Genomic DNA, 24,252 nt, shown 5'->3' with positions numbered 1-24,252 from the left:
CCTTGGTTAGCTGTCGAGTTCGCGCGACCAGTTCACGCCGTTGATGTAGAGCCCGAGCGGGTTCTTCCTGAGCGTCTCGGCCGTGGCTGGCTCCTTGGTCACGACGGCGAGAATCGCGGTCCAGCGCTCCGTCTTCGCGAGCGTGTCGTGCTCAAAGGTCTGCTCGGTCCATTTGACCTGAAACGAATTGTCGGAGACGCGGACCACGCTGGTGACCTGCACGGATACCGTGCGCTGGCCGACGGCTTTGAAGGGATCGTTGGTCTGCGCGTATTGATTGAGAAATACGGCGCCGTGATCGGTCGCGTAGTCGTAGGCTTCCAACCAATTGTGGCGAACGATGACCGGATCGAGCGAGAGCGACCGAATGTCAGTCACAAAGCGCGCCAGATACCAGGCGATCTCCGCATCGGTCGGCGTATAGTTCTGGACCGCGGGGCCGATGGCCTGTACCGCGCCGAACTTGTCGACTTGCACGACGTATGGCACGACGCGGCTCTGCGTCGACTGCCAGACGATTTCTCCCGTCAGCAGGAATGCGAGACTCAGCGACCCGAAGGATATGAGCCGCCAGTTTCGGGCTTGAACCCGCGCCGAGCCGATGCGGTCGTCCCACACTTGGCCGGCGCGCTGATAGGGTGTGATGGCTTCCGAAGTCTGGCCGTAGCGTTGCAAGGTCCGTCTGAACATCTAGCTCTCCCGCTGGTCGAGGTCTGGCGTGGCGGCGGCGCCCGGCCGGTCGCCCTCTTTGATGGCCTGGGTCGTGGCATGGGCATGGGCGCGCATGCGCTGTTCGCTGCGCAGCCGGCGCGCCCAGTCGGGCGCTCCGCCCGATGTCGCGGACTGGGCTCCGCCCGCCTTGTTCTCGTTGGCGGCTTGGCCCGATCGCGTGCCGCCGGTGGCCCGGAAGGCGGCATCGCGCCCGGCCTGGGCACTGTCGCTCAACCCCGATGCCATCCGCTCGCCAATACCTTGAGCGGCATTTTTGACAGCACCGGCCCCGGCGCGCGCCACGCCCGCCAATCCGGCACCAACACCGGCAGCGCCGCTTTCGCCGGACGTCGCCTGGGCCAGCTGGTTGGCCGTCGAGGCTCCGGATGTCAGCGCCGTCCCGGCGCGAACCGCACTCATGCCGGCGCCTCCGACCAAGCGTCCGGCCCCGGCCGCGCCGGCGCCCGCAAGCGCCGCGCCGCCAACGAGCGCTCCGGCTGTCCCAAGAACCGCACCCGCGCCGAGCTGCGGCGCACCGGAAACAAGGCCGGTTGCGATGCCGGGAGCGAAGATCCCAAGTCCAAATAACGACAACGACGCGAGCGCCAGCGACATGGCATCGGACAGGCTTGGCGGGTGGCCCTGGAGCGCCGAAATGAACTGGCTGAAGAACGTCGTGCCTATACCGACGATGACGGCCAGCACCATGACCTTGATGCCCGACGACACCACATTGCCGAGGACGCGCTCGGCGAGAAACGCCGTTTTGTTCCACAGCGCGAAGGGCACCAGGACAAATCCGGCCAGCGTCGTCAGCTTGAATTCCAGAATCGTGATGAAAAGCTGAATGGCGAGGATGAAGAAGGAAAGGATAACAACAACCCAAGCGAATAGCAGGACCACGATGGTCACGAAGTTGCTGAAGAAAGTGGTGAAGCCGATGAGCGTGCCAGCTTGCTGAAGAAGCGGATAGGCCGCCTGATACCCCGTTCCCGCGAGTTTGCCGGGCCGCAACAGATCGGCCGCCGTCAGGCCGCTATTGGTCGCGTCCAGTCCCAGGGTTGAGAATGAATTGAAAATGATCGTCGAGAGCGTCGAGAAGTTGTTGATGATGAAGGCAAAGCTTCCGACATAGAGAACCTTTTTGATGAGACGGGCGAGGACGTTCGCCTCGCCGTCCATCGCCCAGAATAAAGCCGCGAGCGTGATATCGATGCCGATCAGGACGGTCGTGAGCGCCGCCACATCACCTTGCAGAAGCCCAAATCCGCTGTCGATGTAGCGGATGAACGTCTGCATGAAGTTGTCGATGACGTTGAGATTGTTCACGCCCGTGAGCCTTGTCGGTTTTTCGCTATTGCGGGGTGTAGGCGGAGCCGTTGCCCAGGAAGGTGGAAAACTGGGACTGGGCTTGCACATCGGATTCGGCATTGCGCGCCTGATCCAACGATGCCGCGCGGTACTGCGCCGCCATCAGGTTTTGAATCTGGAGCTGCTGCTTGATCGACAGAGCAAGAAGCTGGTTGGTCGCCTGACTGACTTGCAGATTGCCGACGGCGGCTTGAGAGGCGTTCGTCAGGCTGGTGAGGGTCGCCGTATCGGCCTGAACATTCTGGGCGACCTGCGCCTGGATGGTCAGCGTCTGCTGGAATGCCGCCATCGAGTCCTGCCAGCGCTTTAAGGCATCTGCCGCCAACGTGGCCGTCGACGTGCCGCTGGGATAGGACTGCGGATAGGTCTGCGCGAAGGCCGCGGTTGTGGCGCTAACGTTGAAGGCGATGCCCTGACCTTGATTCATCAGAGTGCTGATCTGGGTCAGCGCCGTGACCATCGTGCCGAGCTGCGAGGTGTTGAGCGAGGTGAGGTTCTTCCCCATGTTCTGCAGCATCGTCGCCTCGTTCTGAAGCGATTGGATCTGATTGTTGATCTGTTGCAGCGCGCGCGCCGCTTCAAGAAGGTTTTGGGCGTAGTTCGCGGAGTCGAAGACGGCCCATTGGGCCTGAGCCGGCGCAAGGCTCGCGACGGAAAGCGCGGTGGCGAGAAGTATTGTGCGAAAGAGTTTCATTCGGCGGCCTCCAGTTGGTTGGGTTGCTGATCGAGAAGGCTGGACGCCCAGTCCAGTCCGCGGGCGTCCAGGAAACTTGCGGCGAAGGCATCCGGAGCGCTCACACCCCGGACGCGCTCGATGATTGCCTGTTCTGCCGGCGACGACGCCGCGCAGAACGCCAGCGCGATGGGGCCAAGCCCGAGCTCGAAGAGACGATTGCCGCGCCGCGATTGCAGGTAATATTGCCGCTTCGGCACAGCGCGACTGACCAGCTCGATCTGCCTGTCGTTGAGTCCGAACTGCTCATAGGCCGTGCGGCTCTGCGGCTCGACCGCGCGCTCATTGGGCAGAAATATGCGCTGCGGGCAGCTCTCGATGATCGCAGGCGCGATGGAGGAGTTGGCGATGTCCGCGAGGGATTGCGTCGCAAACACGACGGACACGTTCTTCTTGCGCAGCACTTTCAGCCATTCGCGGATACGCGCGGCAAAGAGCGGGTTGTCGAGATAGACCCAGGCCTCGTCCAGAATAAGAAGCGTGGGTCGTCCCGTGAACCGCGCTTCGAGCCGATGGAACAAATAGGTCAGCACCGGCAGGACAACGCTGGACTGGTGCAGCAAATTCTCGGTCTCGAAGCACTGTAAGTCTGCCAGCGCGAGATTGTCTTCCGCCGCGTCGAGCAAGCGGCCGAACGGTCCCTCCAGGGTGTAGGTCAGAAGGGCCGATTTGAGGGCGTTCGATTGCAGCAGCACCGAAAGCCCGGTCAGCGTGCGCTCGGCTGTGGGGGCGGACGCCAGGCTGGTTAAGGCGGACCAGAGAGATTCCTTTACCTCCGGCGTCAGCGCGATCTTCTCGTGGTCGAGTAGCGTCCCGACCCATTCCGCTGCCCAACTCCGTTCGGCAGGATCGTCGATGCCGATCAAGGGCTGAAATGTCAGTGCTCCGTCTGATCCCAGTTCATGATGCGCGCCGCCCATCGCCAGCACCGCAGCACGCGCCGAATTGCCCTTGTCGAAGATATAGACCTGCGCACGGGCATACCGCCGGAATTGCATCGCCATGAGCGCGAGAAGAACGGATTTACCGGCGCCGGTGGGTCCGACAATCAGCGTATGGCCGACGTCGCCAACATGGGTCGAGAAACGGAACGGCGTTGAGCCGCTGGTCTCCGCATAGAACAATGGCGGACCGCCCAGATGCTCATTGCGCTTCGGCCCGGCCCAGACCGACGAGAGCGGCATCAGATGCGTTAGGTTCAGCGTGTGCACGAGCGGTTGGCGGACATTGGCGTAGACATGTCCCGGCAGACTGCCGAGCCATGCTTCCACAGCGTTCAAGCTCTCGCGGATCGTCGTAAAGCCCAAGCCATTGATGACGCGTTCGACAGCGCGGACCTTCTCCTCGACGCGCATGCGGTTCTCGTCCGTCACGCAGACCGTCGTGGTCAGATAGCCGAAGGCGACGTGATCGCCGCCGAGTGCCTGCAGGGCCTCGTCCGAATCCACGACCTTGTTGTCAGCGTCCGAATCGAGAAGCTGGACCGGCTCGTTGTGCATCACCTCGCGCAGGAGCTGGGTGACGGACTTGCGTTTGTTGAACCATTGACGGCGCAGTTTGGTGAGCGCCTTGGTGGCTTCCGTCTTGTCCATGGCGATGAAGCGAGTCGTCCAGCGATAGGGAAAATCGAGGTGGTTCAACGCATCGAGCAATCCCGGCCGCGTCGTGTTCGGAAAGCCGAGAATGGTGATTGTGCGCAGATGCGCTTCGCCCAGCATCGGCTCAAGGCCGCCGTGCAGCGGCTGATCGGTCAGGATCGCGTCCAGATAGGCCGGCTCGTCGGGCGCCGTGACGGCATGCCGCTTGGTCGAGACGGTGCGGTGCAGAAAGGTCAGTGTCTCGCCATCGTCGAGCGGAGCGATTTCCGCCATGACCTGGCCCAAAAGATCGAGCGTGCGATTGGCTTCCGCCACGTAAGCGCCAAGCTCATGGCGCCAATCTCGCGATTGCCGATCTTCGCCGGTCTCGACCAGAGCCCGTTCGGCGCGCGCCACTTGGTCCGGCGGCGCCATATATAAGAGTGTGAGGTAGTAGGCGTTTTCATAGTGCTCGCGATGCACCGCGCGGACTTCGCTGGCGCCCGCCAGTGTTCCGTCCTCAAACTGTGCGCGGCGCTCCGCGTCTACCAGCCAGGACGCCGCATCGGGAAAAGCCGACTGCGCATAGCCAGGCGCCGCAAAGCGATCGGCCTCGAAGAACAAGGCCCAGCCGGTGCCGAGGCGTCGTAAGACGTTGTTGACGCGCGCACAGGCGGCGACGAGCTCGGACTCCGTTGCGCTTTCCAGGTCCGGCCCGCGAAAGCGGAACGTGCGCTGGAAGCTGCCATCCTTGTTGAGGACAACGCCCGGCGCCACCAATGCCGCCCACGGCAGATGGTCGGCCAGTCGGTCGGACGCGTTGCGATATTCGGCAAGATTCAGCATGACAGATAAGACCTCTGACGAAGATGCCGGCGCAGAACGTCTGCGAAATCCGGGTCGCGCTTGGCGGCGAAGACGGCCACCGAGTGGCCGACCACCCAGAGCAACAGACCGGCGATCCAGAGCTGAAGGCCGAGACCCAGTGCGGCCGCGATCGTTCCATTGACGATCGCGATGGCCCGCGGCGCTCCGGCAAGCAGGATCGGCTCGGTGAGCGAACGGTGCAGCGGAATCTCGAAACCTTCGATCACGACACCAGCGCTCCGCCGCCGAAGGAGAAAAACGACATGAAGAAGCTCGAAGCCGCAAAGGCGATCGAGAGGCCGAACACGATCTGAATCAGGCGCCTAAAACCTCCGGCCGTCTCCCCGAAGGCTAAAGTCAGGCCGGTGACGATGATGATGATCACCGCAACGATCTTGGCCACCGGCCCCTGCACCGAATCCAATATCTGCTGAAGCGGCTGCTCCCACGGCATGTTGGTGCCGGCAGCCTGCGCCGACGAGATCAGAAGCAGAGAGGCGGCGACCGACAGAGCCGCGATGCGCTGGATGGACCGAGCATTTGTCATGACGAATTTTCTCCTTGTCAGAGCACTTGCAGTTTCGGGGCGATGGGCATGTCGATGAGGTAGTCGCCGTCCGGCGACAGACCGCGCACGTCGGCGATTGTCTCGATGCGGCGGGAGACGCCGCGACCGCTGATGAAGACGACGAGATCGATCGCTTCCGCGATCAGCCGCCGCGGCACCGTGACGACGACTTCCTGCACAAGCTGCTCCAGCCGGTAGAGCGCGCTCTGTGCGGAATTCGCATGCACGGTCGCCACGCCTCCCGGGTGGCCAGTGTTCCAGGCTTTGAGCATGTCGAGCGCTTCGGGACCGCGCACCTCGCCGACGATGATGCGGTCCGGCCGCAAGCGCAGCGTCGACCGCACCAGGTCAGCCAGCGAGACGACACCGGGCTTAGTGCGCAACGCTACACAGTCCGGCGCGGCGCATTGCAGCTCACGGGTATCCTCGATGAGGATCACGCGCTCATTGAGCGTCGCCACTTCCGCAAGAAGCGCGTTCGCCAGCGTGGTCTTGCCCGAGCTGGTGCCGCCCGCGACTAGGATGTTCTTGCGGGACGCGACGGCCACGCGGAGCGCTTCGGCCTGCAGCGGCAGCATGATCCGGTCATTCACATAGTCGTCGAGGGTATAGACTCGCCTGGCAGGCTTGCGGATCGTGAAGCACGGCGCCAAGGCGACCGGCGGCAACAGGCCCTCGAAGCGTTCGCCGGCAACACCGTCTTCGCGCGACGGAAGCTCGGCGCTGACAATGGGATTGTTCGCATGCGCCTCCAGGCGGACATGCGAGGCGACCAGCCGGATGATGCGTTCCACCTCGCTGGGCGCAAGGTGCGATGGGGTTTCGCAGCGACCCGCGCCGAGCCGGTCAAGCCTAAGCAGGCCGTCCGGATTGACCATGATCTCGATCACCAGCGGGTCCGACAGCGCTTCGGCGATCGCCGGCCCCAGCGCGGTGCGGAGCATCGTGCGGCGGCGCTCGTGGCTTTCGCTATGTTCGCGGATCGCGCCCATCACTCGGCCGCCATCGTCTGAAGCTTGGATTCGCTCGTCGTCCGCGCGGCAATCGCGCGCTCGGCAACCTCCTGCGCGATGCGCTTGTCGCCGGCCATGCGGCGCCCGACCTGCTCGATGAACTGCTGGAAGCGGTCGCGGCCGAGGGCCTGCGCCGCCGCCTGCTCGGACGCCGGCAAAGCCGGCGTGATGCCAAGGTGGTAGCGCACGAAGAGCGCGAAACTTTCGATCATCACGCTCTGGTCGCGCCCCAGCCGCCGGAGCTGTTCGCTGACGCGGTCGAGTCGCGCCTTGAAAGCGTCATCGAGCTCCTTGGCACCGCGCCGGGCCAGATAGGCTCGTACCGCGTCGTTGACGATGGCGGATTTCGAGGAGCCGACTTTGGCCGTCAGCGCGTCGAGCTGCTCCGCCACGTCTTGGTCGAGATAAAGGTTCTGCCGCGGTTTCATGGTGCCCTCAGAACGCCGGGATAAGGTCGTCATCGGCACCGTGCCGGTGTTCGCCCTCGTTGATGGCGTGCGCCCGGCCGAGCGGCTTCAGACCGCCCTGGCTAATCGAGACAGTCTGCGAGTCCGTCTCGTCATCGCTTTCGGCGGAGACGCCCATGTCTTGATCGTTACGCTGACCGTCCTGTTGCTCGCCGAGCCCAGGATGTCGCTGCAACTGCAATCCGCCCTCGTCCTCGGCAGACGAGAACTCGCCGCCCAATGCGGCTGCCAGTTCCTGATGGAGACCCCGCACCTGCCCGCTCCAATCGTTCGGGCGCGGCTCCGGGGCATCCCGGAAGGCGCCCTCCGCTAGGACAGGTGCCGGGGTCACGCGGGTGATGAAGTTTTGGTCTTGGTAGTAGCGCAGCTTCTGGGCGCGGATCGGCGCTAGGCTGGACACCAGGACCAGCTCGTCATCCGGCGGCAGCTGCATGACTTCGCCCGGCGTGAGGAGCGGGCGCGCCGTCTCCTGCCGGCTGATCATCACATGGGATAGCCAGGGCGAAAGACGATGTCCGGCATAGTTCTTCTGGGCCCGCAATTCGGTCGCCGTGCCCAAAGCATCCGAGATCCGTTTGGCGGTACGTTCGTCGTTGGACGAAAACGCGATGCGCACATGGCAATTGTCGAGGATGGCGTTGTTCTCGCCATAGGCCTTCGAGATCTGATTGAGCGATTGCGCGATGAGATAGGCGCGGATTCCATATCCGGCCATGAAGGCGAGCGCGGTCTCGAAGAAATCGAGCCGGCCAAGTGCGGGAAATTCGTCGAGCATCATCAGTAGCTTGTGCTTGCGGCTCTTGCTCGGATCGCCCTCCAGGCGCTCGGTCAGCCGCCGGCCTATCTGATTGAGGACCAGCCGAACGAGCGGCTTGGTTCGCGAGATGTCGGACGGCGGTATGACCAGATAGAGGGAGACCGGCCGTGCGGCATCGACCAAATCGGCGATGCGCCAATCGCAAGCCGCCGTCGCTCTGGCGACGGTCGGATCGCGGTACAGGCCGAGGAACGACATGGCGGTCGACAGCACGCCGGAGCGCTCATTCTCGGACTTATTGAGCACTTCGCGCGCCGCGGACGCGACCACGGGATGGACGATCGGCGCTTTGGGCGTGCCGATGTGGTTTGTCGCCATCATCGCCCGCAGCGTGTGCTCGAACGACCGCTTGGGGTCTGACAGGAAGCTCGCGACGCGCGCAAGGGTTTTTTCCTCTTCCGCATACAGGATATGCAGGATCGTGCCGACAAGCAGCGAGTGGCTGGTCTTCTCCCAATGCGACCGCCGCTCAAGCGCACCTTCGGGATCGACCAGAATGTCGGCGATATTCTGCACATCGCGGACTTCATCCGGGCCCTTGCGCACTTCGAGCAACGGATTGTAGCGGGCACTGCGAGCGTCGGTCGGATTGAACAGAAGGCAATAGGAGAAGCGGCTGCGCCAACCGGCCGTGAGTTGCCAGTTCTCACCTTTGATGTCGTGGATGACGACGCTCTGAGTCCAGGACAACAGGGTCGGAACGACCAGGCCGACGCCCTTTCCGGAGCGCGTGGGCGCGAAGGCCATCACATGCTCGGGGCCGTCGTGGCGCAGATAGTCGGTGCCCAGCTGGCCGAGAAACACGCCCGAAGGCCGAAAGAGCCCGGCACTGCGGATTTCACGGCTGGTGGCCCAGCGCGACGAGCCATACGTCGTAACGTGTTGGGTCTGCCGCGCGCGCCACAGGGAGCCGATGATCGCGACGGCACAGCCGGCGAAACCGCTGGTGGCCGCGATCGCGCCAGCTTCGTTGAAGAGTCTCGGCGCATATGCGTCGTAGGCATACCACCAGACGAACAAACACCAGGGGTGATAGATCGGCCGACCGGCTAGGACGAACCAGGGCAATCCGAGCTGCGGCTGATAGCCGAGGCGCCACGCTGCCCACTCCGTAGCGAACCACATCCCGCCGACGGCGACGGCGAAAACGACCGTGATTTGACCGATGAGGAATTTGGTTGGCGTCACGCGATCTATCTCCTGGCGAATCAGGAGTCGCGGAAAAATCACAAAATGAAAATCGCCTTTATCTACGCCGATCTTCGCTGTCGTAGATGAGGCTATGAGATTCGGATAATTCTGACGGCACCGTGTTTCGCAGCGGTCAGTCCTGGTGGTGTTAAGGACTCGCCGTCCACCGCCCCTTCCTCCAAGCCGCTATGCTGGCAATCGTGGTCATGTCCTGGACTGCGCTGCTATATCCTTCGTAACTAGAAACCCCCGACCTCGACGCGTAACTGTCGATGGCGGCCCTCTCGATTTCATTCCAGGCAGCGGAGATCGCCGTAGCCGCTGTCGTGCGAATGTCCGGCTGGTCAACGGTCTTTCGCCCGACGATGCAATATGCCGAGGCATCCCGGACGGGAAACTGCAACGAATGGACAGCAAACCCACACGCGGTGACGATGCGGGCCATGTGATCGGCCGAGTAAGGCACCGCGAATTTCTCGGCATTCAAGAGGGGATATAGCTCCTGAACCAACAATAAACCTTCAGAGACGCGAAGCCGACTTGTCACAACAGACAGCACGTCGATAAATTGCTCAGGTGTTAGCTCATGGCATACGTTAGCGACCAAACAGACATCGAAGTATCCTGTGGCGGCGTCCAATTTCTCTAACACCGTAGCCCGAATGTGTTTCTGGCGAATTTCCTCGCGCAGGCGAGCACGAACCCCAACGTTCGGTTCCCAACACTGCCAATCTACGCTCGGGCCGACTTGATCGGGAGATAATTTGTTCATGTCCGCTGGAATACGGCCGAGTCCAGAACCGATCTCGAGTAAGCGAACAGGTCTTCCAGCGAGCGCGTGAAATTCGTCCCGTAGCACCGTAAGCAACTGCTGAGACTGTCGGTCCGGCAGAGGACCGCCCTTCGCCGGCACAATGTCCTGCAAGAAGATCCGTGTGAGAGCCGTATGGAAAATGATATCGGCGTCACCGCGGATTTGCTGCGCCTGCTTGATCAGCTGTCGGTCTTGATCGTGAAACAGCCGATAGATGGCCGTGACTTTCCCAAATGAGTCTATAAGGCGATGCATGCTTCGCGATGGAGCTTGCTGCGCAGGCTGCTTGAGATGACGCAGCTCAAGAGGCGGGTCGCCCTCCGGGAATGGCGGGCGCGTCGCCTCAAGATAGAACACGCGGTCCACAAGCTCACTAAATATCACATGTGGGTGATGCGTCGTCACGATCGACTGCGGAACATTTCGGCGAAGATAGTCCAGCACCAGCGTGATGTACTTCGGGTGAAAGTGATTCTCTATTTCATCGAGCAGGACAACCTGTGTGGCCGCCTGCTGTATGAGGGCCATGATCAGAAGGATATTTTTCTGACCGTCACTCCATTCCTCGAAGTGCGCTGTCGTTCCATCGCCATAAGCTAGAACCAGGTCCACGGTGTTCTCTTGTGCACGCCGAAAGTAAAGCCGCCCACCGACAATGGATTCAAATTCCATCATCAGCGTGTCGGTGCTCCGACCCCTGTGCAACTTTTCTTCATCAACCGGAAAGCCGCCGATGGTCCGTGTCCGCAGTTCGTGATCATCCAACCATTTGGAAAGCGGAACGGCGTTGCCTTGCGCGAAACTATCTGCGACGAGAAAATATAGAATGGTGAGAGATGCCGAAGCATAGTCGAGGACATCGCTCGAATGTGGTCGACGATGTTGTCTTTGATAGGCAATTGTCTTGAGTTGCTCCTTACGCAGCCAGCTCTTGCCGAAAAACTGGCAGCTGGGCGGTGGCGACTTGGGCTCCGTTAGCGCGATTCCAATTTGATGCGTGACAGCCGGCGGCTTGCTTTGCGTTCCCTTTTCCAGGAACTGCCGCGTTCGCTCAAGAAGATATGATTTGCCCGAATTGTTCGAGCCACAAACAACGTTGATGGCGTTGCGGCCGTCCAGATCGGGGTATGCCAGATCAAGAACATCTTTTGTCCCCGGCAGGCGGATTGTCTGAATGAAATTCGGCATGTCCGACTGGTGTTCTCTGCTCGGCTAGTTGCGGGGCAATATTACCGCGAAGATCGCTCAATTACATGACCGCAAAAGGTATGGTCACGATACCCCAGGTCCGCCACGCTGCCTTCCCATCGACCAAGAAATCGTGTCACCCCGGGCGATACCGCTCACCGGCTTGCCAAGCTGCCGATCCAGGGCCGGCCGCCACGGGACCAGCGTGAATTCGCGGCTCTTCTCGATCACGGCGAAGCGGCCGCTGGCGAGATCGACCGCGCGCCGATAGACGCCCTCGATCGTCTTGCCCGCCTCGACATAGGTGAGCCCGCTGTCGCGGGCGATTTGCAAGCCGGTCTTGGCGAGCTCACGGCGAGTCAGAGCGGCCAGCATGTCGGGCCGGCTGACGGCGCCCTCTACGGCCGTATCGCCAAACCCTTGCTCCATCAGCCATTGCCGCCGCCGCGCCAGAGCCGAATTCGCCTCGCGCCCGAACCCCGCGTCGCGGAACGCCGGGCCTCCGCCGTTCGTCAAGGTGCGGTCCAACCAGGTTGCCCCTTCGGTGCCGATCTGCTGCTCCAATGACAACCGCGAGAGCGTTTCGACGATGACAGGCGACTTGCCGGCCTGGCTCTGTTCAAAGGCCGACGCCCGCGCCAGATGGTCGGGCGCGATCCGCCAAACGCCATCCGGTTCGCGGGCGGCGGCGCCGGCGAGCCGCCGCATGGCCTCCAGCCGCCGAACATGCGCCGCCACGAACGCCGGCGAGGCCGCCGGGTCGGCGCGATGGTGCAGCTCCGCGCTGTAGCGGCCGGCATTCCGCTCGGCAATCCGCGCCACCGTGCGGTCCACCTCGCGCGGTTCGGCAGGACGGCCCGTCACCCGGACGATCGATCCCAAGGCAAGGTCCTCATGGACCTCCCCGATCTCGACATAGTGAGCGCGGCCGTCCACGCCGTCGACGATCAGATAATGGCGGTCGTTGAGTTCGTCCGACAGACCGCGCCCGGCAATCCGGCCAAGCACGGGTTTGGCCTGCGCCGCGCCCGGATCGAAGATCGCATAGTCGGACATGGCGCGGGCCATACCCGCGGCCTGCAATTCGCGATGCAGCGTCTTGATGATGTCGCCGCGCTCGCCCATGCGCCGCAGCGTCGGTTCCATCTCCGTCGCCAATTGCCAACGGCCCGGACCGATCTGGTCCGCCAAGCCGAGCCGCGTCAACTTCTGCAACCGCCCGGTCCTGAGCGTCTGCCGGAATGCGTCGCGTTCAGTCTCCCCGAACGCAACAACGCCGTCGTCCCCCGACCGCCGCAGCAGATCGCGGTCGAGACTGGTGAACCGCTCTTGCTCCACTTCGCCTCGCAGCCGGTCTTCCACGTCGCGGTCCGACTTCGGTCCCAGGTCAAGCGAGACGATTTCGGCGGCGCGCTCCCGCATGCCGTCCGCCATGTAGTCGCGCGCGATGACGAGGTCCTGTCCGCGGTCATCCTTGCCGCGCAGGACGATGTGGGTATGCGGGTGGCCGGTGTTGAAGTGATCGACCGCAACCCAGTCGAGTTTGGTTCCGAGGTCTTCCTCCATCTGCTGCATCAGCCGCCGCGTTACCGGCTTGAGGTCGTCATACGCCGCCCCGTCTTCGGCCGAGACGATGATGCGAAACTGGTGGCGATCGCCCTCGCTGCGGTCCAGAAACGGCTTCGTCTCGGCGCGGTCGTTCGCGGCGTCGTAGGCCCGGCCCGGTTCGCCGTCCCGCGTCACGCCATCGCGCTGGATATAGCGCAAGTGCTGCTGGGCGGCCCTGAGCCCGGCGCCCCGGAGCTTGACGACGCGGGATTTGACGATGACCCGCCGCTGCCGAAAGGCGGCGTATTTATCCCGCGACGCCAGGACGCGCCCGACGCCGGAGCCACGGCCGATGCGATTGCCATGGAACGTCTTGCCCTTGCCGGCCGATCGTCCCGCCAAGGCTGCCGACTGCAGCACGCGCTGCAAAAAGCGCCGGCCGGTCTTGCTCCCGCCATGCCGGATTCGACCGAGCTTCGGCTCGAACTCGTCGTCGGCGCTCACGCCGGCACCGATCCGCGCAACCATGGCGCTGCGTGCGCCTGGTGCCGCATTGGTGCCGGCGCAAACGCGCTGGCACCGTGCATTTGGACGTGCAGACAACGACTTAGGCGCCGATGGTGCCGTCCTTTATCTTGCCCTACCGCGCTCCAATTCATGATCGGACCTTTCATCTGCGCTCACTTGCGATGATCTGCGATGGTTAGCGGCTCAAACCCGACAGCGGGACGAACAGTCCAGCGCTGTTCGGAGCGGCAAATCCCCCGCCGTGATCGTTGGTCTGTGATGGCGACGGAGTGGCCTGTGCAGGCGGACTGGACCCCGAAATCGTGTCCGCCCGCAGGAAAAACAGCGCGTTCAGAGACACGGTCGGAGGCTGCGGAACCGCTGGCGACGGGTTCTGGAGCGGCAAGGATGGCGTCGCGCCCGGCTCGGTCGAGAGTGCGACTTCCGCACCCGGGACGATGCTTTGGACGTAGCGCAAGGTCTCGCGCGGCAGCGGCTGTCCGCGCAGCAGGAAGTCGTCGAGCCGCCTGGGACCGGCATTGTAGGCGGCGAACAAGGAGGGATAGCCGAAGCGCTCATACATCTGCCGCAGATAGGCCGCGCCCGCGAAAATATTGTCCCGGGGATCGTAGGCATTGTCGCCCAGTCCATATTGCGCGCGCAGCGCGCGGTAGGTTTCGGGCATGATCTGCATCAGGCCCATCGCGCCCTTAACGGAGGTGATCGGCTTGCCGCGGAGCACCGTTCGCCCGCCACTCTCGGCCTGCATGACGCCGCGAATCCATGCGTCGGGAATGCCGAATTGCCTGGCGGCTTGGTCCACGAAGGTTTGCCAGGGCGACGGGGACAGTGGCTGGTCTGCCTGCACCACGGACAGCGGCGGCGCGGCGGCGGCAGGTTCCGAACACAGCACGCAGGCGGCGAGAAGGACTATTCCAGCCATAGGGGCACCAGCTTTCCGATGATCGCGGCGCGCGACGTCGGTCCGAAATAGCGCCCGTCGAACGAGTCCGGCACCTGCGCCATGAGCAGAAACACCTCATTGGAGGCGAGCCGCCGGCAACCCGACCACCACGGCAACAGGCGGCTAGCGCGATCGCGTGCGCGGCGCCGGGCCACGTAGACCGCGTCGATGGAAATCGCACCGCCTTGGGCGCAGACCACATCGCCGCTCGTCGCCGCGATGCGCTTCACCAAGGGTACGTTCGCTGGGATGTATCCCCGCGCGGCGGCTAGAACGCGGATCGTTGCCGGCGTCTGCACCAGCGCCAGGTCACCCTGCGCCACGGCAGGATCGACGACGGCGTAGAGGCCGACCGGCGCACTCGCGCTCGCGTTCCACACCAATCTCGGCGCCACCCCAAGCCCAATCGGTGCGCCGAGCATCGCCAGGCCGCAAAGCGCCGCGACTAGCGTACTGCGCGTTGGGCGTTGCGCCGCCAGCGCGCACAACCTCCGACGGAGCGACACGCTAGGTTTCCGCCGTGGACTGTTGCGAATGCGACGCCGACCAAGCGTCGAGGGCGTCGATGTGATAGCGGACATAGCGGCCGTGCTTGCGATATTCGGGGCCACCACCATTGCAGCGCATCTTTTCCAACGTGCGCCCGGAAAGACCGACATAGGCCCCGGCTTGTTGCGTTGTGAGAAAGGGGCTTTTGAAGCGAAAGCGCGGCAATCCCTCGGAAGATTGAGCCGAATTGCGCGCGCGCTCGGAGCCGTCGTTGTCCATAGATCCTCGCTGTATCTCGGGCGAGGCGCACGACAGGAGCCGTGACGCCCCCATCGACGACGGTAAAGGCAAGACCAGCGCTGCACAGCGGGCGAAAACGCGAGTCGCGCAAATTCGCCATGGCGCGAGGGCGTAGGTCGGCGTGGCACACGCGCCGTCGCGCCATGACATGCTGCGCCTTACGTCGTCACCTCCCTTCTTCGTCGAAAGCCTCAAGCGCGCGATCGAATTCGCGATCGAGCGCGTCGTGATCGCGGATCGCCCGCGCAAGCTCCGCTTGCACGCGGGCGCGCTCGCGGTGCGGCAATGCGCGCTGGCTGAGCTCGGCCCGCAGCTGCTGGATGTGATCGTAGAGCGCCATCATGGTGTGTTCCTTTCGTCTGGTTGACGGAAGGCGGGGCACGGGGCCGCTCGGGCTGGGTCAAGGACGGCGAAGCCGCCGCGCAGCGGGGCGCGGGGGTGCCGATTTTGTCGAGCGCCAAATAAAATGGGCGCGCGGCACGCGCGCGCTCCGCGCTCGGCAAAATTGGGGGCACCGCGCATCCTTGAGGGGGCCCGAGCGGCCCCGTAGGCTGGAAGAACCGACGAGACGCCCCTCGACTGCTCATCCCGCGCGCCGGCTCGATGCCGGCGCGCGGGATCGCACCGCGAAATTGCGGCCCGTGCGGTGCGAGTTATGGCAAGGAAAATCCCCGCGCCCGTCGCCGGGCGCGGGGAGCCATGCAGGGATCAATCCTGCGGATTCCAGATCACGGCAAACACGTCCGGATCGTCCTGGCCGGCGGCGCGGCCGAGATTGGCGTAGAGCTTCTTGGGCCCGAAAGCGGGGTCCGCGAGGCTCAGCGACACATAGTCTTCGCCGGACGTCTTGCCCTTCTTAACCCAGCCAGCGCCGATTTCGACGGCCTGGCTGTAGACCCGATAGTCGGGCTGCGTATCGCCGCTCTTGCTGGGGTTGAGCAGGATGTCGATGGGGGCGCGGAAGGAAAGCGTCCTGAGCTGGCCCTTGTAGTTGCCGTCTTTCTGCTTCGTGACGTGACCGATGGCTGTCATGGCTGTCTCCATTTGAGATCGCGGGAGACCATTCTCCCTTGCGATGGCGAACCGGGTGCGGGCGGGGACAGACCGTGGAACCCGGCCCTCTTGGGCCGGGCCGCAGCATCGCGGAGGACCCGAGCGGCCAACTATTTTGAGCGAAGCGATGCGCGAGGAGCCGCGCGAACGCACCGCAGGGGCGAGCGCGGCGGGGAAAATAGTTGGCCGCAACGGTTTCGAACGGGCTGGACCCGCCCGTAGGTTCACAGCCAAAGCAAGGGAGGGAATGGTCCTTTAGGCACGCAATCGCGAGACGGTCAGGACGGCGGGCACGCCTCGAGGCAATCGGCAGCGGCCGGGCAGTCGGACACTCTTCCGCCAACGCCGATTCCGGCAACCCGCATGCGGCGCACACGCCCGTTCCGGTCTCGCCGTGACGCGAAGAAGTGGGGGCTGGGAAGGCAATTTGGCCCGACGTCCGTGTCGCCGAGCCCGAGGACTCTTTGGCGCGCAGCGCCAATCGGCATGCGCCGTGCGGCGGACGATAATGTTTCGCGGGATGGAACCGAACTGAAAGCAGTCGCTAGCCGGCGGTTTCACGACCGGCGACAATCGCCTCCAGGATTTGGGCCGCTTCCTCCACATCGTCCGTGACGCGACAACCGTATCGCTTGTCGAGGGCCACATGCTTTGCCGTCACCATCGCACGGAGCGACCCCTCGGTGAAGAATGCGTCGCAATAGCCGAGCGCAGCGGCGGCGTGATTGAAGTCATAGAAGTCGTTTGCCACGAATTTTCGGCGCTTGTTCAGCCGCAGATCGGCATGCAGGCAGGTCTGGATGTGGACCGTCCGAAGCGCGGTCCGGGTGCGCTCCTGCGCAAAACCAGCGAACAGCACATTCTTGCAGGCATTCGCCGTGGCTTTCCATTCGGATGAGCCACGCCGTGGTGGAGCGACATTATTCGCAACGGCCATGTCGCACACGACATCGGCGGCAACATCGCCGTAGAGATCGATCACGCCTTTGAGTTCGAGTTGATAGGTCTGTTTGAAGTCGCGGATGTCGCGGAGATGATCCGCGTTGCCTTGATTCAGGGCTCGTGCCAAGCGCTCGAAGTCCTCGCGTTGTTCCCAACCCGTGTCGCCAATTGCCGTCGCCATTTCGACAAGTGGTTTGTCCCACATCTTGTCGAGAAAATCCTTTTGGAACGCGAGCTCTTGCTCCGGCGTCCATCCCGCAATCTGCGGATGCAAGTACCCGAAAGCATAGGCGAGCTTGGACCAGATCAGTTCCGAGACGGGATAAAGCTCGGACGCGCTGGACAACGCATGCCAAAAATGCGCGACCTCCGTTTTGGCGCGAACATCGATCGGGACGAGGCACACGCCAAGACTGAGCTCATCGATCAGCGTGGCGGTCGCTTGGCGCCGCGCGGCCGTGTTGGCCTGCTTCAAGAGCTCCATGACGACGCTTTCGGAGACGGGACAAAGCAGTACGCCGGCCCGTACGCCGTGTCGCAAGGCTTCTAGAATCCTGATGTCTGCCGGAGTGCCGTTCCCGGCCGCGGCTTCGCGCGCCAATATCCAAAAGCGCAAATCGAGGTAGATCTTGGCACGCGGCGCCATCTCGCGCGCCAGCGCAATCTGTCGCTCACGGGCGTAGCGGTCGATCGTCATCGGGCGGGACAATACGGCGAATCGCCGCCCGATTCAGGACGCGCCGCCACCTTTCATGTGGACATACCGGTTCGGTATATTCTTCGGGTTTCACGCGGACCCAGCCGGAGCGTAAATTGCAGCGGCTTTAACCGGTATCGCCGATGCGCTTCGTCAGATTCATGGACAGTCGCGAGTTCCTTCGCGAACTTGAGCCTTTGCGCGCCTTCCCTCATGATTATGTGGGTGACGGTCTTTTGGAAACGCTGGAGCACACCGGGCTGTTGCGGCCGCGCCTGCGAATCCGGTTTCCCGACGATGTTGGCCGGCGCTACTGGCTGGAAACCCATGACCGCCCGCGCACTCTGGTTCTTCCGGTCGAGCCGGACGGCCCGCGCTGGGACGCTGCCGTCGCGCTCAGAAACGCCCTGTGGCGCTGGAGTGCGTTTACGGCTTATGGCCTAACGGTGCATCCGCTGGACGATCCAGAACCGCGCTTCGTGTCGTTCCTCCAAGACCCCGCAACGACCGATTTCGTGGCATGGAGGGATATGCGTATCGATGTCAGCAACGAGGCCGAAACCGGACTATACGACCCCAACAATGTTCTCGTCTTTTACACGACATGGCAGCTGTTGCTGGCGGCGGAGGTCGCAGACGCTGGCGTGCGCTACCGGATCAACCTCGCCGATCAGGCGGTCAGCGATGCCGCGTATGCGGCGGTGGACAACGGCCGCGGGCCCGGACCGGTGGCGTCGTTCAATTTGGTGACGATCTCGGTCGTCAGAGAATATGACGAGCATGTCAAAGCGATGGATGCGATGGTCTGGTTTGGCCAGGAATGCGAGCGTGCCTTGCTGGACATCGTGAAAGACCGGGGTGGCGGCCGCTTTTGGCTTAACGCCGAGCAACGCGCGCGCAATCACGCCGCCATCGAGAAAGCGGCCGTCGATGCCGTGCGCAAACACGGTGTGACGAGCGATGATCTGGTCGCGATGTGCCAATTTCTGGCACGGCGTTGGTCCGATTGGCGGCGCGATGGTCGTCCGCTTATCGCGGACGCGTACAGGGAAATGATCGCGGAGACGGTGCGGCTGACGCGGTATTTCGGCAAGCTGAGCTATGCTGCGATGCGCGACCGTGTCGGCAAGACCGGCGGCTGGTTCGAGCCGATTCTCGACGTGATTTGGCCCGACTGGAGCAAACAGGAACAGGATCGCGTCCGCTGGACGTTGAAGGGCTCGCTTAAGGACAAGGGATATCAGATCGGCGACGACGCCTTGGACGCCTTTGTCACCTTCCTGGCCGACAAGGGGCAGGAGGCGTTCTTCTGGCGGCTCAGTTCGTTTGAAAAGCACGTCTTCAGCAGCGAACAATTCGCGCGCGAGGGCATGAAAAGCGATCTTCAGGGGATGGCGCTCGCGGTCGAGCACATCGCAGTCGCCCTGGGCGGGACCAAGACGCAGCTCTATGAAAAATTCAAACAGCTATGGCGGGATGCGGACGTGCTCGCCTTGCTGGATCGCGACGATGTTTCGCGTCTGGCACGTCAAGCCCGGTTGGCGGAGGATTGGCCGGCGCTCAAGGCGAAGATCGATGCGCTGCGGACGCAACCGGGCGGCCGCGAGGTCGCCGATCTGGTGATGGCGCATCGTGTCCGGGGCGGGGTTCACACCATTCTGCCCGAAGATGACGTACAGGCGCTGGAAGACCTGTTCATGACGCTGATGCGGGCGGCGCTGCTGACCTTTGCAGAGATGCGCTGCCCTACGGCCGCAATGACGAGCCAGAACAACGCGCTGGTCAAGGCCTGAGACAAAAAACGGGCGGCGGATTGCGCCGCCGCCCATCGACGTTAAGCCGTGTCTACTCGGCGGCCATGCGCGCGGGTTCGTTTTCGCTGTCCAGCTTGGCAGGCGTAGAACCGCCCTGCCCCACCTCCCGCGCCGGAAACGCCAGCCAGCCGGGCAACCAGCCCTCCACCTTGGCGCGCCCGTTCGCGCCCGCGAGACAGTCGCGGACGATCTGCTTCTGGGACTTGGCCTTCTCCGCGACATTGGCCTTGGCGACGGCATCGCCCGCGACCTCGGCTACGAGCGCATTGACCGTGGCGCGGTCGCGGATGAGATCGAAGAACGTGTCGTCCGGTCGCCAGAAGGCGCGCGCGTCCACGGCCAGTTGTGCGCCCACCGCCTCCACCACGTCACTGCCGACAGCCAAGCTCCGGGCCATGAAGAAGGCTGCGATCACCAGCACAGCGGCATCGCCCAGCGTCAGCAGATGCGCGAACACATCCACGGTCTGACGGCGCGTGACAAACCCCGCGTCCTCGCCGTCGTCGCGCGACCAGCCGAGCAATCCGAACACCACGTCTTCCTCGGCGGCGAACGCCGTCTGCGCCGCACTGCTCTCGATGCTGGCGCGGATGGCCGGATTGCGCGTCGTCTGCGGATCGGGCTTGACGCTCCAATTGCCCGATGCGGCCGCCACGTGCGCGACCGCGAGCCGCAAGGCGGCCCCGGGATGTGCGATGAGCGCCTGCCGGACGGCCAGATGGCGATGCAGGTCCACATAGTTCTCCAAAGCGTGCGTCATCACCGGACCGCTGCTGGCACGCGGTGCCATCGCGGCTTTGCCGCTCTCGCGTTCCCCGGCCTTGGCCAGCTTGCGGGCTTCCTTCTGCGACAGCCAGCCCTCGAAGATTTCGACGGCACCGTCATGGCCGACCGCGACGAACACCTTGCCGCCCTTCTTCTTGGACACCCGCACATGCTCGTATTGCTGGAAGTGCTGGCCGATTTCGAGGATATCGACCGCGCTCCAGCCGGACTTGAGCAGCGCCTCGCGCTTCTCCGCGATGGCGCGGTTCTGCAAGGCCCAGAACAGGTCCGCGTCGGCGAAATAGCTGTCCTCGCCGAACAAATCCTCGATGGTCTGGCCGGTGTAGTCGGCCAGCTTGAACAGCGCGTGGCTGGTCGCGATCTGCTGCCCGCCGAACAGCCATTGCTTGAGCGAAAAGCCGCGCGGGCAATGCTGGTGCGGATCGTTGAACAGGCGCAGCCATTTGCGCTGTTGCGCCTGCGAGGCCATCGTCAGGTAGCGTACCGTCTCGTCGTCTATTGCCTCGGCGCGATAGGCGTCCCTGATCTTGGGCAACAGATTGCCGAGCGCGAGGCGCTGGTTGACCTGAGTCTTGGTCATGCCGAAGGTGGCGGCAATGCCGTCCACCGTGCGGCCCTCCTTAATGAGCCGCACGAAGGTTTCGTATTCGCGCATCGGGTCGGGATCGCGGCGCGCGACATTCTCCAGCAAGGACGCCTCGATGGCTTCGGCGTCATCGCCTTCCGCCATGATGGCGCAGGGCGGGGCTGCGACCTCGCCCATCTTCTCCTTCACGGCCTTCAAGGAAAACCAGCGCCGCCGACCGGCGACGACGCCGAACTTGCCGTCCTCGGGCCGCACGATGAGGGGTTGCAGAACGCCCTTGACGCGGATCGACGGCAGGATGTCCGAGACATCCGGCGGTGGATCGCGATAGCGCATGTTGGTCTTGGAGATTTTGAGCTTGCTGAACTCGATGTGTGCCAATTCCATGGTGAGTGCTCCTTTGGGGAGTGAACCGGCCTCGTCGTTCGTCGTCAGATCGCGCGCGAGGCCGGGCGGTGCGGGATGCACCTATTCCGCTGCCTCGGCAGTCGGAATCTCGGCCTCGCGCGGCTGCTGGAATGCGAGGATGAAGTCGGTCGCCTTGCTGGCTTGGCTGCTCGCGTGAAAGATCGCGCGGCTGTCCTCTTTCAGGATTTTCAGCCAATGGCCGAGATAATCGGCATGGCGGATTTGCGGGACGATGTTCAGATGCGCGCAAAGGAACGCGCTCGTCAGTTCCGCGATGAGTTCTTCGCGCGCATACGCCGATGAGCCGAAGCGGTGTTGCAGGTCGCGATTGAGACGCGCGGGGTGCGCGGTCCAATGCCCGAGCTCATGCAGCGCGGTGCAATAGTAGTCGGCGGGCGAGAGGAAGGTTTCGCGGTGGGGAAGCCGGATGAAATCCTCGCCACGATGATAGAACGCCTCGCCACCGCTTTCGACAAGCTTCGCGCCTGTGGCCGCGATCAAGGTTTCCGCATCCGGCGATAGCTCGGACGGCGCAACGGGTTCCGGTGCGGCGACGATATGAGGGGGCAGTCCGTCGCACTGCTCCACATTGAACACGACGAAGCGTTTGAGGAACGGCACGGCGGTGGGCGCGTCACCGGACTCGCGGGCGCGCTCCTGCTCCTTCTTCGGGATGAAGCGGTCGGCGTAGCAGATGGCGGTGCCGCGCTCGCCCTTGCGGACATGGCCGCCGAGGCTCAGGGCTTGGCGAAAGGTCAGCCACTCCTGATGCGCATATCCATGCCGGATGACGGTATCCCACAGGATGAGCACGTTGATGCCCGAGTAGAATTTGCGGGACGCGGCGCTGCGCGGCATGCCGAGCGGCGCGCTGGCGGCGGACCAAGGCTGCACCCACGGCACGCTCCCCTGCTCCAGTTCGCAGATGATGCGGTCCGTGACGTCTTGATAAAGATTGGCGCGGCGCGAGCCGCTGCTCGACTGCTGATCGGTCTGGTGCATGGCGTGCCTCCGGCTCGGAACCCCGCCCCAGCAATTCCCCCAAAGCGGGGGTGGGCGGCGTCTTCGACCGGAGAGGCCCGCCGTCAGAGGCGGGCCGCACCCTTCAGGGCCGGAGCGCATGTGTGGACGGCCCCGGTTTGGCAAGGAGATTTTGGGCTGTGACGGGAGCGGTGGATGCGGTCATGTGTACGGCCTTTTGGTGCGGTACGCGGACCGCTGGCCCTGATGAAATCCGCGGACGCGCCATTCCATCAGCGAAGCGGGCTCGAAGGCTCCTTGCGCTTTGCGAATTGAGCGGTCCCCGGCTCGACCGGTTCGTCGTCATGGCTCAAGCATTTCCCTGCCTTCCCGGAGCGGTTTGCGCCCCGGGAATTGCGTGTGCCCTATGCGGTGAGGGGCCTGCGGTAGGTTCCGCCTTTGACCAGGATCGCCCAGACGATACGGGCCATTTTGTTGGCGAGGGCGACGGCGGCGACGAGTGCCGGCCTGCGGCCGAGCAGCGAGAGCAGCCAGGGCGAGGCCTTTTCGGGATCGGTCCGTGCGCGCCGGATCATGGCAAAGGCACCCATCACGAAGAGGGTCCTCAAGGTCCGGTCGCCGGCCTTGGTGATGCGGCCGAGCCTGGTCTTTCCGCCGGAGGAGTCCTGTTTGGGCGTCAACCCGACCCAGGCGGCGAAATCGCGGCCCGAGGCGAAGCGCGAGACATCGCCTGCCAACGCCGTGACCGTGCTGGCGGTGATCGGTCCGACGCCCGGGATCGTGCGCAAGCGTTTGCAGGCTTCGTTCGTCTCGGTGTCGGCGGCGATCTTGCGGTCGAGGCCGACGAGGCGCGCCTCGACGGCTCGGATGGCAGCGGCCATCATGGCGTAGACATCGCGCGCAAGCTCCGGAATGCGGGCGTCGCCGGCCTGGGCGATCTTGAGGATCTCGTTGGCGCCGCGTTGCCCTTGCGCGGACACGATGCCGAACTCGGCCAGACCGGCTCGAAGGGCATTGAGCATGGCGGTACGCTGGCCCACCAGCTGGGTGCGGACCCGATGGACCAATGCCAAAGCCTGGGCCTGCGGCGTCTTGATCGGCACGAACCGCATGGTCGGCCGCGTCACCGCCTCGCAGATCGCCTCGGCATCGGCGGCGTCGTTCTTCTGCCGCTTCACATAAGGCTTCACATAGTGCGCCGGCATCAGCCGCACCTCGTGGCCCAGCGCCGTGAGCTGCCGTGCCCAATGGTGGGCCGTGCCGCACGCTTCGATCCCTATCAGGCAGGGCGGGAGCCGCTCGAAGAACGCGAGAACCCGGCTGCGCGCCAGGCGCTGACGAACGACCACGGCGCCGGCGCCATCAACGCCGTGTACCTGAAACACCGACTTCGCAATATCCAATCCGATCGTGCTAACTTGCATGGGGCGGCTCCTTCCCGTGTGGGTCCTGAAACGGCCACACCTTGGCACATCGATGTCGTAAGGAGGGGCCGTCCACCCCATCAGCGGAGGACGCGCGTAGCGCGTTGCGGCACGCCGCGGCGGGCCTAGAAGGGAGCGCCGCCCACCCGCGCGACGGGGAATTGCCTTCAAACAACGCCAGCGCCGGCAGGCGCTGTCCTTATCTCTTGGGGCGTTGCGGGGCTTTGGCCCCGTTCGAAGGGGGTGGGCCGAGACGGTTCAGACTCGGCCCAGGGGGAAGGCTTTCCCCCTCCAGCCACGGCCGCTCACGAATAAGACCTGCTGATTTGCGATCTAAGGCTGGTGCGCTTCAAGCAGCGCCGCTAGGGCACGATGGCGCTTTGGAAATTCGCCAATTGTCCTTTGATCCCGTAGCTCCACTTCACGCCGTGAAACA

At 63.8% G+C, this 24,252-nt stretch carries 21 protein-coding genes; 1 reads left to right on the top strand and 20 read right to left on the bottom strand.

Features of this window, described 5'->3' with window-relative positions; all coding sequences use genetic code 11:
* Window positions 1-6: 6 nt before the first annotated feature.
* The 17 genes from trbF to WDN01_02835 form a co-directional block, all read right to left on the bottom strand.
* Complete coding sequence (gene trbF / locus WDN01_02915) at window positions 7-690, bottom strand: conjugal transfer protein TrbF (GenBank protein MEJ0024956.1); 684 nt, start codon at window positions 688-690, stop codon at window positions 7-9.
* Window positions 691-2,040 (bottom strand): P-type conjugative transfer protein TrbL, encoded by a 1,350-nt coding sequence (trbL, locus tag WDN01_02910; GenBank protein MEJ0024955.1) that lies wholly within the window; start codon window positions 2,038-2,040, stop codon window positions 691-693.
* Between the two features lie 25 nt (window positions 2,041-2,065).
* Window positions 2,066-2,776: a P-type conjugative transfer protein TrbJ gene (gene trbJ / locus WDN01_02905; GenBank protein ID MEJ0024954.1), complete on the bottom strand. Its 711-nt coding sequence runs from the start codon at window positions 2,774-2,776 to the stop codon at window positions 2,066-2,068.
* Complete coding sequence (gene trbE / locus WDN01_02900; GenBank protein ID MEJ0024953.1) at window positions 2,773-5,238, bottom strand: conjugal transfer protein TrbE; 2,466 nt, start codon at window positions 5,236-5,238, stop codon at window positions 2,773-2,775. Before trbE ends, trbJ begins: the two co-directional genes overlap by 4 nt.
* Window positions 5,232-5,486 (bottom strand): VirB3 family type IV secretion system protein, encoded by a 255-nt coding sequence (locus WDN01_02895; GenBank protein MEJ0024952.1) that lies wholly within the window; start codon window positions 5,484-5,486, stop codon window positions 5,232-5,234. The genes trbE and WDN01_02895 overlap by 7 nt, the downstream gene beginning before the upstream one ends.
* Window positions 5,483-5,806 (bottom strand): TrbC/VirB2 family protein, encoded by a 324-nt coding sequence (locus tag WDN01_02890; GenBank protein MEJ0024951.1) that lies wholly within the window; start codon window positions 5,804-5,806, stop codon window positions 5,483-5,485. Before WDN01_02890 ends, WDN01_02895 begins: the two co-directional genes overlap by 4 nt.
* A gap of 17 nt (window positions 5,807-5,823) precedes the next feature.
* The gene (gene trbB, locus WDN01_02885) at window positions 5,824-6,819 is read right to left on the bottom strand and encodes a P-type conjugative transfer ATPase TrbB (protein ID MEJ0024950.1); all 996 of its coding nucleotides are present in this window, start codon (window positions 6,817-6,819) and stop codon (window positions 5,824-5,826) included.
* Window positions 6,819-7,268: a CopG family transcriptional regulator gene (locus tag WDN01_02880; GenBank protein MEJ0024949.1), complete on the bottom strand. Its 450-nt coding sequence runs from the start codon at window positions 7,266-7,268 to the stop codon at window positions 6,819-6,821. The genes trbB and WDN01_02880 overlap by 1 nt, the downstream gene beginning before the upstream one ends.
* Before the next feature lie 7 nt (window positions 7,269-7,275).
* Window positions 7,276-9,312, bottom strand: a complete 2,037-nt coding sequence (locus WDN01_02875) for a conjugal transfer protein TraG (protein MEJ0024948.1) — start codon at window positions 9,310-9,312, stop codon at window positions 7,276-7,278.
* Between the two features lie 151 nt (window positions 9,313-9,463).
* A complete protein-coding gene (locus WDN01_02870) occupies window positions 9,464-11,317 on the bottom strand; it encodes an AAA family ATPase (GenBank protein ID MEJ0024947.1) in 1,854 nt (617 codons plus the stop codon).
* An 84-nt stretch (window positions 11,318-11,401) separates the two neighbouring features.
* Window positions 11,402-13,369: a relaxase/mobilization nuclease RlxS gene (gene rlxS / locus WDN01_02865; protein ID MEJ0024946.1), complete on the bottom strand. Its 1,968-nt coding sequence runs from the start codon at window positions 13,367-13,369 to the stop codon at window positions 11,402-11,404.
* Window positions 13,370-13,568: 199 nt separating this feature from the next.
* Entirely contained in the window at window positions 13,569-14,315 is a 747-nt protein-coding gene (locus WDN01_02860; GenBank protein MEJ0024945.1) for a lytic transglycosylase domain-containing protein, read from the bottom strand.
* On the bottom strand, window positions 14,303-14,758 hold the full coding sequence (locus WDN01_02855) for a S26 family signal peptidase (GenBank protein ID MEJ0024944.1): 456 nt from the start codon (window positions 14,756-14,758) through the stop codon (window positions 14,303-14,305). Before WDN01_02855 ends, WDN01_02860 begins: the two co-directional genes overlap by 13 nt.
* Before the next feature lie 85 nt (window positions 14,759-14,843).
* Window positions 14,844-15,104, bottom strand: coding sequence for a helix-turn-helix domain-containing protein (locus tag WDN01_02850; GenBank protein ID MEJ0024943.1), 261 nt, complete (start codon window positions 15,102-15,104; stop codon window positions 14,844-14,846).
* A gap of 187 nt (window positions 15,105-15,291) precedes the next feature.
* On the bottom strand, window positions 15,292-15,468 hold the full coding sequence (locus WDN01_02845) for a hypothetical protein (protein MEJ0024942.1): 177 nt from the start codon (window positions 15,466-15,468) through the stop codon (window positions 15,292-15,294).
* Between the two features lie 365 nt (window positions 15,469-15,833).
* Window positions 15,834-16,157: a DUF736 family protein gene (locus tag WDN01_02840; protein MEJ0024941.1), complete on the bottom strand. Its 324-nt coding sequence runs from the start codon at window positions 16,155-16,157 to the stop codon at window positions 15,834-15,836.
* 565 nt (window positions 16,158-16,722) lie between these two features.
* Window positions 16,723-17,817, bottom strand: coding sequence for a hypothetical protein (locus tag WDN01_02835; protein MEJ0024940.1), 1,095 nt, complete (start codon window positions 17,815-17,817; stop codon window positions 16,723-16,725).
* 143 nt (window positions 17,818-17,960) lie between these two features.
* Here WDN01_02835 and WDN01_02830 point away from each other — a divergent pair, with 143 nt between their 5' ends.
* On the top strand, window positions 17,961-19,610 hold the full coding sequence (locus WDN01_02830; GenBank protein MEJ0024939.1) for a hypothetical protein: 1,650 nt from the start codon (window positions 17,961-17,963) through the stop codon (window positions 19,608-19,610).
* 52 nt (window positions 19,611-19,662) lie between these two features.
* On the opposite strand, the gene WDN01_02825 is transcribed toward WDN01_02830, so the two are convergent.
* The 3 genes from WDN01_02825 to WDN01_02815 form a co-directional block, all read right to left on the bottom strand.
* Window positions 19,663-21,390, bottom strand: coding sequence for a ParB/RepB/Spo0J family partition protein (locus tag WDN01_02825; GenBank protein ID MEJ0024938.1), 1,728 nt, complete (start codon window positions 21,388-21,390; stop codon window positions 19,663-19,665).
* 81 nt (window positions 21,391-21,471) lie between these two features.
* Window positions 21,472-22,413, bottom strand: coding sequence for a zincin-like metallopeptidase domain-containing protein (locus WDN01_02820; GenBank protein ID MEJ0024937.1), 942 nt, complete (start codon window positions 22,411-22,413; stop codon window positions 21,472-21,474).
* A 383-nt stretch (window positions 22,414-22,796) separates the two neighbouring features.
* Window positions 22,797-23,816, bottom strand: a complete 1,020-nt coding sequence (locus WDN01_02815) for an IS110 family transposase (GenBank protein ID MEJ0024936.1) — start codon at window positions 23,814-23,816, stop codon at window positions 22,797-22,799.
* Window positions 23,817-24,252 lie beyond the last annotated feature (436 nt).

This window comes from Rhizomicrobium sp. (genome assembly GCA_037200985.1).
GTDB lineage: Bacteria > Pseudomonadota > Alphaproteobacteria > Micropepsales > Micropepsaceae > Rhizomicrobium.
Note: the sequence above shows the minus strand (reverse complement) of the source record. Positions and strands in the feature narration are given on the sequence as shown.

Excerpts from the sequence above, each read along its gene's own strand:
- WDN01_02860 (MEJ0024945.1), bottom strand. The coding sequence starts at position 14,315 with ATGGCTGGAATAGTCCTTCTCGCCGCCTGCGTGCTGTGTTCGGAACCT.
- WDN01_02815 (MEJ0024936.1), bottom strand. The coding sequence starts at position 23,816 with ATGCAAGTTAGCACGATCGGATTGGATATTGCGAAGTCGGTGTTTCAG.
- trbJ (MEJ0024954.1), bottom strand. The coding sequence starts at position 2,776 with ATGAAACTCTTTCGCACAATACTTCTCGCCACCGCGCTTTCCGTCGCG.
- WDN01_02820 (MEJ0024937.1), bottom strand. The coding sequence starts at position 22,413 with ATGCACCAGACCGATCAGCAGTCGAGCAGCGGCTCGCGCCGCGCCAAT.
- WDN01_02890 (MEJ0024951.1), bottom strand. The coding sequence starts at position 5,806 with ATGACAAATGCTCGGTCCATCCAGCGCATCGCGGCTCTGTCGGTCGCC.
- WDN01_02850 (MEJ0024943.1), bottom strand. The coding sequence starts at position 15,104 with ATGGACAACGACGGCTCCGAGCGCGCGCGCAATTCGGCTCAATCTTCC.
- trbB (MEJ0024950.1), bottom strand. The coding sequence starts at position 6,819 with ATGGGCGCGATCCGCGAACATAGCGAAAGCCACGAGCGCCGCCGCACG.
- WDN01_02855 (MEJ0024944.1), bottom strand. The coding sequence starts at position 14,758 with ATGCTCGGCGCACCGATTGGGCTTGGGGTGGCGCCGAGATTGGTGTGG.
- WDN01_02840 (MEJ0024941.1), bottom strand. The coding sequence starts at position 16,157 with ATGACAGCCATCGGTCACGTCACGAAGCAGAAAGACGGCAACTACAAG.
- WDN01_02880 (MEJ0024949.1), bottom strand. The coding sequence starts at position 7,268 with ATGAAACCGCGGCAGAACCTTTATCTCGACCAAGACGTGGCGGAGCAG.
- WDN01_02825 (MEJ0024938.1), bottom strand. The coding sequence starts at position 21,390 with ATGGAATTGGCACACATCGAGTTCAGCAAGCTCAAAATCTCCAAGACC.
- trbF (MEJ0024956.1), bottom strand. The coding sequence starts at position 690 with ATGTTCAGACGGACCTTGCAACGCTACGGCCAGACTTCGGAAGCCATC.
- WDN01_02830 (MEJ0024939.1), top strand. The coding sequence starts at position 17,961 with ATGCGCTTCGTCAGATTCATGGACAGTCGCGAGTTCCTTCGCGAACTT.
- WDN01_02870 (MEJ0024947.1), bottom strand. The coding sequence starts at position 11,317 with ATGCCGAATTTCATTCAGACAATCCGCCTGCCGGGGACAAAAGATGTT.
- trbE (MEJ0024953.1), bottom strand. The coding sequence starts at position 5,238 with ATGCTGAATCTTGCCGAATATCGCAACGCGTCCGACCGACTGGCCGAC.
- WDN01_02845 (MEJ0024942.1), bottom strand. The coding sequence starts at position 15,468 with ATGATGGCGCTCTACGATCACATCCAGCAGCTGCGGGCCGAGCTCAGC.
- WDN01_02835 (MEJ0024940.1), bottom strand. The coding sequence starts at position 17,817 with ATGACGATCGACCGCTACGCCCGTGAGCGACAGATTGCGCTGGCGCGC.